The sequence below is a fragment of the Ruegeria sp. BHSA123 genome, assembly GCF_059613425.1.
On the sequence record NZ_JBXWSL010000104.1, the window covers coordinates 1 to 6,569 of the forward strand.

The window sequence follows — 6,569 nt, forward strand, 5'->3', positions numbered from 1 at the left end:
GTTCGCCTGGACGCGGCGGGCGTCACAGCGCACAACCCGGTCCGAGCAGCAATTGATTGAAATGCGAACCAAAAGTCGGGGCAGGGGTGTTGTTCTGGGCGTTTATGATGAAAACGATGCGCCGTTGGACCTGACCGTCAAATACCGCAATCGCAAGGCGCGCCCATTCCGGTGCTATCTAAAAGACTAACACACTCTGTGTCGGTTAAAATTGTTCATCATTGCAAAGGTGGTTCACCCGTTGAAGTCCAAAGGATAGAAGGTGACCCAAGAGCAGAAAACGGAGTACATCAATGGCCACCCCCAAACCTGTTGTCCTGTGCATTCTTGATGGTTGGGGCCTGTCCGAGGACACAAAAGCCAACGCACCCTATCTGGCAAACACGCCGACGTTTGACGCGATCCTGTCTGAGTGTCCGCATTCAACCCTGATCACCCACGGCCCCGATGTGGGTCTGCCAAGCGGACAGATGGGAAATTCAGAGGTCGGGCACACCAATATCGGTGCAGGGCGTGTGGTCGCCATGGATCTGGGCCAGATTGATCTTTCCATTGAAGACCGGACTTTCTTCGAAAACGAAGCGCTGCAAGCTTTCATCGCCAGCGTCAAATCCGCTGGCGGCACTGCGCATCTGATGGGGTTGATCTCGGATGGTGGGGTGCATGGTCATCTGAACCATATCGTTGCCGCAACCACTGTCATAACGGATGCCGGTGTCCCGGTTGCACTACATGCAGTGACGGACGGGCGTGATGTCGCGCCAAGGTCAGCTCTGACTTACATCGCTGAGTTGGAAGAACGCTTGCCCGAAAACGCACGCATCGTCACCGTAAGCGGGCGGTACTTTGCCATGGATCGCGACAATCGCTGGGAGCGTGTCAGTGAAGCGTATGCTGCAATGGTCAACGGGCAGGGCCGAACAGCAAGCAGTGCCCATGGCGCGGTTGATCACGCCTATAACCAGTCCGAATCTGACGAGTTCGTCACACCAACCGTATTGACGGGGTATGACGGTATTAACGATGGCGATGGTTTCTTTTGCCTGAACTTTCGCGCCGACCGTGCCCGTGAAATTCTGCGCGCCATCGGAGAGCCAGGATTTTCCGAATTTGCGACAGGACCGCGCCCGAAGCTTTCAGCACTGCTGGGCATGGTCGAGTACTCCGATGGACATAATGCTTACATGACCACGGTTTTTCCAAAGCGCTCGATTGTGAATACGCTGGGCGAATGGGTCGCCAAGCAAGGGCTTCGGCAGTTTAGACTAGCTGAAACCGAGAAGTACCCGCATGTTACGTTCTTTCTGAATGGCGGTAAGGAGACGCCCGAACTAGGCGAGGATCGCTTTATGCCGAGCTCGCCGAAAGTGGCGACATACGATCTACAGCCCGAAATGTCGGCCGCAGAGGTTACGGCGAAATTTATCGAAGCCATCGAAGGAGGGTATGACTTGATTGTTACAAATTATGCCAATCCCGATATGGTTGGTCATACAGGTGATTTGAATGCTGCGATCAAAGCGTGTGAAGCCGTCGATCAGGGGTTGGCGCAAGTCATTGCGGCTCTTGAAAAGGTCAAGGGAGCGATGATTATCACGGCCGATCACGGTAATTGCGAAGTCATGGTCGATCCTGTGACCGGCGGCCCGCACACGGCCCATACGCTCAATCCTGTTCCCGTGGCGCTGTTTGGCGGGCCTGAAGGTGCGAAATTGCGCCAAGGACGTTTGTCCGATCTTGCCCCGACCCTGCTTGAGCTGATGGGATTGCCGAAACCGCCGGAAATGACCGGGGAAAGCCTGCTGTCATGAAAATGGCTGCTCTGGCAGTGTGTCTGTTTTTAGCCTTGCCGGCACTGGCCCAGCCAGACGCCTCCAAGGCCGCTTTGGACGCAGCGCAGATGCTCGAACAGGCGTCCATCGCGTTATCCGAGGCCGAAAGCGCCCGGGACCGGGTCCATGCTCTTACGGAGACGATCCATGCCTATGAGGCCGGGTTGGGCGCGATGCGGGTGGGATTGCGCCAAGCGGCAACCCGCGAGGCGCAATTGAGTGCCGAATTGAGGGCGCGCGAAAAGGAAATCCGGCGATTGCTTGGTGTTCTGCAAACCATTGAAACGACCGAACCACCCGTCTTGATGTTACATCCGTCCGGCCCGTTGGGGGCGGCCCGTGCAGGTATTATACTGTCCGAGGTCACCCCTGGCCTGAACGCCAGCGCGCAGGAACTGGCGCAGGACCTGAATGAAGTGCAGACATTGCGTGTCTTGCAGAAAAAGGCCTCGGAAACTTTGACAGAGGGTCTAACGGGCGTTCAGGAGGCCCGTACCCGTCTGAGCGAGGCAATCGCCGACCGCACGGATTTGCCCCGCCGTTTCGTGGAAGACCCGGTGCGTACGGCCATTTTGATCTCGTCGACCGAAACACTGGATGGCTTTGCAAGTGGTCTGTCCGAGATCTCGGAGGGAGAGATCCTCGACAGCAATGCCAGTGTCTTGGACAGGAAAGGCCGGATATCAATGCCGGTACAGGGAATCTTGCTGCACAAGGCCGGTGAAACGGACGCCGCCGGTGTCACGCGCCCCGGCCTGATTGTGGGTACACGCCCGCGCGCCTTGGTCACCTCGCCCACCGCGGCGACAATTCGCTATCGCGGGCCGCTGCTGGACCTGGGGAACCTAATCATCCTTGAGCCTCAATCGGGTCTTTTGTTCGTATTTTCCGGTTTGCAGGAGGTCTATGGCCAGCCAGGTCAGGTGATCCCGGAGGGCACACCGGTTGGCCTGATGCCCGGTGAAATGCCGGAAATCGGCGCAATTTTGTCAACAAGCAGTGATGGCACTGGAACTGACCGCTCAGAAACGCTCTATATAGAGGTAAGAGAAGATAATCGCCCCGTGGACCCGGAATCGTGGTTTCGGACCGACAAGGATGGATAAACGCGTATGAAGAAATTTGTGGTGGCCGGTCTGGCTGGAACTGTGGCAGGTATTCTTGCAACAACTCAGATCGCAGGACCCCTGCTGGCGCAGGAGGCCGAGAACAAGGCAAGCGTCTATGAACAGCTGGATTTGTTCGGCGACATTTTTGAACGTATCCGTGCACAGTATGTCGAAGAGGTTGAGCCCGAAGAACTGATCGAGGCGGCGATTGACGGCATGTTGACATCACTTGATCCGCATTCGAGTTATCTTTCTCCTGACGATGCCGAACAAATGCGCGTGCAGACCCGGGGCGAGTTTGGTGGGTTGGGTATCGAAGTCACGCAGGAAGAAGGCTTTGTAAAAGTCGTCTCACCCATTGACGATACCCCCGCCGACGCAGCCGGAATCGAAGCCGGGGATTTCATTACCCATGTGGACGGTGAAAGCATTCTGGGCCTGACGCTGGACAAAGCGGTTGACCTGATGCGCGGCCCGGTCGGGTCCGAAATTATCATCACCGTCGTACGTGAGGGTGAACCTGATCCCTTCGACGTCACTATTATCCGTGACACAATCAAGTTGACCGCTGTGCGCGCACGGACCGAAGGCACCAGTGTCGTGCTGCGTGTAACCACGTTCAACGACCAGACCTTCCCGAACCTGAAAGAAGGCTTGCAGGAGCAGATTGCCGAAGCAGGTGGCATCGACAAGGTGAACGGCTTTGTTCTGGACCTGCGCAACAACCCAGGCGGCCTGTTGACTCAGGCGATCAAAGTGTCGGACGCGTTCCTGAACGAAGGCGAAATCGTTTCTACGCGCGGCCGCGATCCGAACGAAGGTGAGCGGTTCAATGCAACCCCCGGGGATCTGGCCGAAGGCAAGCCGATTGTGGTGCTGATCAATGGCGGCTCGGCCTCGGCGTCCGAGATTGTGGCCGGTGCGTTGCAGGATCATCGCCGCGCTATCGTCGTTGGCACCAAGAGCTTTGGTAAAGGATCCGTGCAGACGGTCATGCCACTGCGCGGTGACGGTGCCATGCGCCTGACCACATCGCGCTATTACACGCCATCAGGACGCTCGATCCAGGCCCTTGGCGTCAGTCCAGACATCATTGTTGAGCAGCCTCGCCCGGCACCTGCACAAGAAGAGGATGAGAGTAATGTGCGGACCCGGTCCGAAGCTGACCTGCGCGGCAGCCTGAACAATGACAGCCTGAGCGAGGATGAAGTTCGCCAGATTGAGGAAGATCGCGCTAGGGCCGAAGCCACGGCCGAGCTGCGGAAAGAGGATTATCAACTAGCATATGCCATAGACATCCTTAAAGGCTTGTCAGCGTTCACCCCGCACGGGCCGTCCCAATAACCAAACCAATGGGCCGCGTACAACGCGGCCCTTTTCTTTCTGGCTCGCGGGATATTATTTCATCATCCAGCAGCTCAATACGCAGGCACCGCGCTTAGTGCACATAACTGAATGGATCATCGGACTTCGCAAGCGTTTCAGCCGTCTCCTCGGCTTACCCGTCGGAAAGCGCGTTTCAGCATATCCAGCTCAGCGCGCAAAAGATCCACTTCAGCCCTGAGATCATCGGCGGCTGGTTCACCTGCAATAATGGAGAAACTCCCAAGTTTCTCAACGCCGTCTGCGTCGACTATGACGAAGCTGTGCACGCCTTCGGACAGGGCTGTCACGGGTACCGGAACATTCAGGTCCCATCCGTTGTCTGCGGGCGAAAGCTCAACTCCCTCCAGTGCTTTCCCCAGATATCGAACCTCCAATCCCGGTTGCCGCTCGGCCTCAACATAACCGTGCCAAATACCGTTTTCGAACCGAATGAAGGTCAGGGATGTTTGTGTCATCTTTGATCGTCTCACAAGTCGGCGCGATGGAAACGGCAAAACGTAAGGTCTCGTACACTCATACGGTTCATTTCCGGTTTTTCGAAAATTAGATCCAGCCAGATCTTTTCGATCCTGCGTTCATTCAGGGGCAGGTGAGCCAAGTCAAACTCAACTGCGTTCACGGCGTCAGAAGGGTTCAGTTGCCGCAAAACCTGCTCCATATTGGGTCCGTGCTGAACATTGAGACGTGCGAACACACCCGATGGTTTTTCGCAGTCAATCAGGGTTTCTAACCGGATCAGATGCTCGCGTGTCAGGTCGCGGGCGGCCTCACGCGGCAAGTCGATCGATACCGACAGGAACGAACCCTCGAAACCAAAGACCTCGACCTCCAGACTGAACGGAGCCAGATCACTTGCCCCCCGGTTGCGGATTTGCCGCACGACGATTTCGGTCAATGGGCAGTCGTGAAACAAGCTGACCTGATCGTCCATAACCGTTCTACGGGGAACAGAGGCCATGCCGGATTGCAACAACGGCGCGCGCCAAAGTCCGGGCCGCCAGCTCCAGTCGGTGCCGACAGGCCGGTGAAACTGAGTTGATCCTATTTTCGGACGGAGCAGGCGCGCATCCGCCAGTTGGATCAGGCGATCCAGTTGCCCACGCAGACTGCGTGCCTGATCGCGTTTCAATCGCAACTCGGCTTGCGCCGAATCTGGCGCCTGCCGCACAGCCCGGCTCCAGCGGCCGAGCGTCCGGCGATGAATATAGCGATCCAGAATCCTGCGCATGGTCTCTTCGTCCGATAATGTCCTTCTTTAGTCAAAGAAATGAGTAGGAATAAACCCGCAATCACAAAAACACTACTTGAGCGCTACGTTTTCAGGTTGGTGGGTAAGCGTAAAAAAGATAGGTGCCGGATTGGGGGGCTGATGCCGTCAATTCTTGCAATACGTCGGGTCAGTGCTTACCGTCTGTTTCCTAAAAATGGGTTACCCCAGAACAGCCAAACATCAGTTCAGCTATCGATAAGGCCAGGCTATGGAGCCCACATTATTTTCTTTTATTTGGAAGTATTCGAAAAAACAGCAACTTGTCCTGTTGCTGCTAACGGTCCTGTCCTTCCCTTTTCTATATGCATCGCTGGAGCTGCCTAAACAAATCATCAATGACGCTATTGGTGCGCCGGGCGACACGGTGACAGTCTGGGGCATCACAGTGTCTCAAGTTCAGTATCTGATGATACTGTGCTTTCTATTTCTGGCCACTGTGATCGCCAGTGGTTTGATGAAGATGCGCATCAATACGATGAAAGGCATCTTGTCCGAACGTATGCTGCGCCGTCTTCGCTATACCCTGATTCAACGCTCGATGCGGTTCCCAAAGTCCTATTTCGCGACCACCAGCCAAGGAGAGCTGGTCTCGATGATCACATCCGAGGCCGAGCCGATGGGCGGCTTGATGGGGGATGCGATTGCGCAACCGGTGTTTCAGTTCGGCCAAATGATGACAATCGTCACCTTTCTGTTCATGCAAAGCCTCTGGTTTGGTCTGGCAAGCATCGCGCTGATCCCGCTTCAGGCCTGGTTGATCCCCAAGTTGCAACGCCAGATCAATTTGCTGAACAAGGACCGTATTCAGGAGGTTCGGCGCCTGAGCTCGGAAATCGGGGAAAGCGCGGCGGGCATCAGCGACCTGCGCACGAATGGCGGCTGGCGGTATCGTCTGGCACAGTTCAGCCATAGGCTGGGAACCTTGTTCGAGATCCGGTTCAAGATCTACAAAAAGAAATTCTTTATGAAGTT

Annotated in this window: 6 protein-coding genes and 1 pseudogene; 5 read left to right on the plus strand and 2 right to left on the minus strand. The window is 55.9% G+C overall.

The features are described from left to right. The 4 genes and pseudogenes from AC2FNC_RS19580 to AC2FNC_RS19595 all read left to right on the plus strand — a co-directional run. A pseudogene (locus AC2FNC_RS19580) lies at window positions 1–190 on the plus strand (phosphonate monoester hydrolase); the annotation flags it as partial. A gap of 103 nt (window positions 191–293) precedes the next feature. Further along, the gene (gene gpmI / locus AC2FNC_RS19585; RefSeq protein ID WP_496716379.1) at window positions 294–1,811 is read left to right on the plus strand and encodes a 2,3-bisphosphoglycerate-independent phosphoglycerate mutase; all 1,518 of its coding nucleotides are present in this window, start codon (window positions 294–296) and stop codon (window positions 1,809–1,811) included. Next, window positions 1,808–2,938: a murein hydrolase activator EnvC family protein gene (locus AC2FNC_RS19590; protein ID WP_480554919.1), complete on the plus strand. Its 1,131-nt coding sequence runs from the start codon at window positions 1,808–1,810 to the stop codon at window positions 2,936–2,938. The genes gpmI and AC2FNC_RS19590 overlap by 4 nt, the downstream gene beginning before the upstream one ends. A 6-nt stretch (window positions 2,939–2,944) precedes the next feature. Further along, the gene (locus AC2FNC_RS19595; RefSeq protein ID WP_480494176.1) at window positions 2,945–4,285 is read left to right on the plus strand and encodes a S41 family peptidase; all 1,341 of its coding nucleotides are present in this window, start codon (window positions 2,945–2,947) and stop codon (window positions 4,283–4,285) included. Between the two features lie 137 nt (window positions 4,286–4,422). Here AC2FNC_RS19595 and AC2FNC_RS19600 read toward each other — a convergent pair whose 3' ends face one another. Continuing rightward, window positions 4,423–4,782, minus strand: a complete 360-nt coding sequence (locus AC2FNC_RS19600; RefSeq protein WP_480554921.1) for a hypothetical protein — start codon at window positions 4,780–4,782, stop codon at window positions 4,423–4,425. An 11-nt stretch (window positions 4,783–4,793) separates the two neighbouring features. After that, window positions 4,794–5,555, minus strand: coding sequence for a DUF6478 family protein (locus AC2FNC_RS19605; RefSeq protein WP_480477194.1), 762 nt, complete (start codon window positions 5,553–5,555; stop codon window positions 4,794–4,796). Window positions 5,556–5,805: 250 nt separating this feature from the next. Here AC2FNC_RS19605 and AC2FNC_RS19610 point away from each other — a divergent pair. After that, on the plus strand, window positions 5,806–6,569 hold a 764-nt coding region (locus AC2FNC_RS19610), incomplete at its 3' end, for an ABC transporter transmembrane domain-containing protein (RefSeq protein ID WP_496716381.1).

Bases quoted from the DNA above. Each gene is read 5' to 3' on its own strand.
- gpmI (WP_496716379.1), top strand. From the start codon at position 294: ATGGCCACCCCCAAACCTGTTGTCCTGTGCATTCTTGATGGTTGGGGC.
- AC2FNC_RS19605 (WP_480477194.1), bottom strand. From the start codon at position 5,555: ATGCGCAGGATTCTGGATCGCTATATTCATCGCCGGACGCTCGGCCGC.
- AC2FNC_RS19595 (WP_480494176.1), top strand. From the start codon at position 2,945: ATGAAGAAATTTGTGGTGGCCGGTCTGGCTGGAACTGTGGCAGGTATT.
- AC2FNC_RS19590 (WP_480554919.1), top strand. From the start codon at position 1,808: ATGAAAATGGCTGCTCTGGCAGTGTGTCTGTTTTTAGCCTTGCCGGCA.
- AC2FNC_RS19600 (WP_480554921.1), bottom strand. From the start codon at position 4,782: ATGACACAAACATCCCTGACCTTCATTCGGTTCGAAAACGGTATTTGG.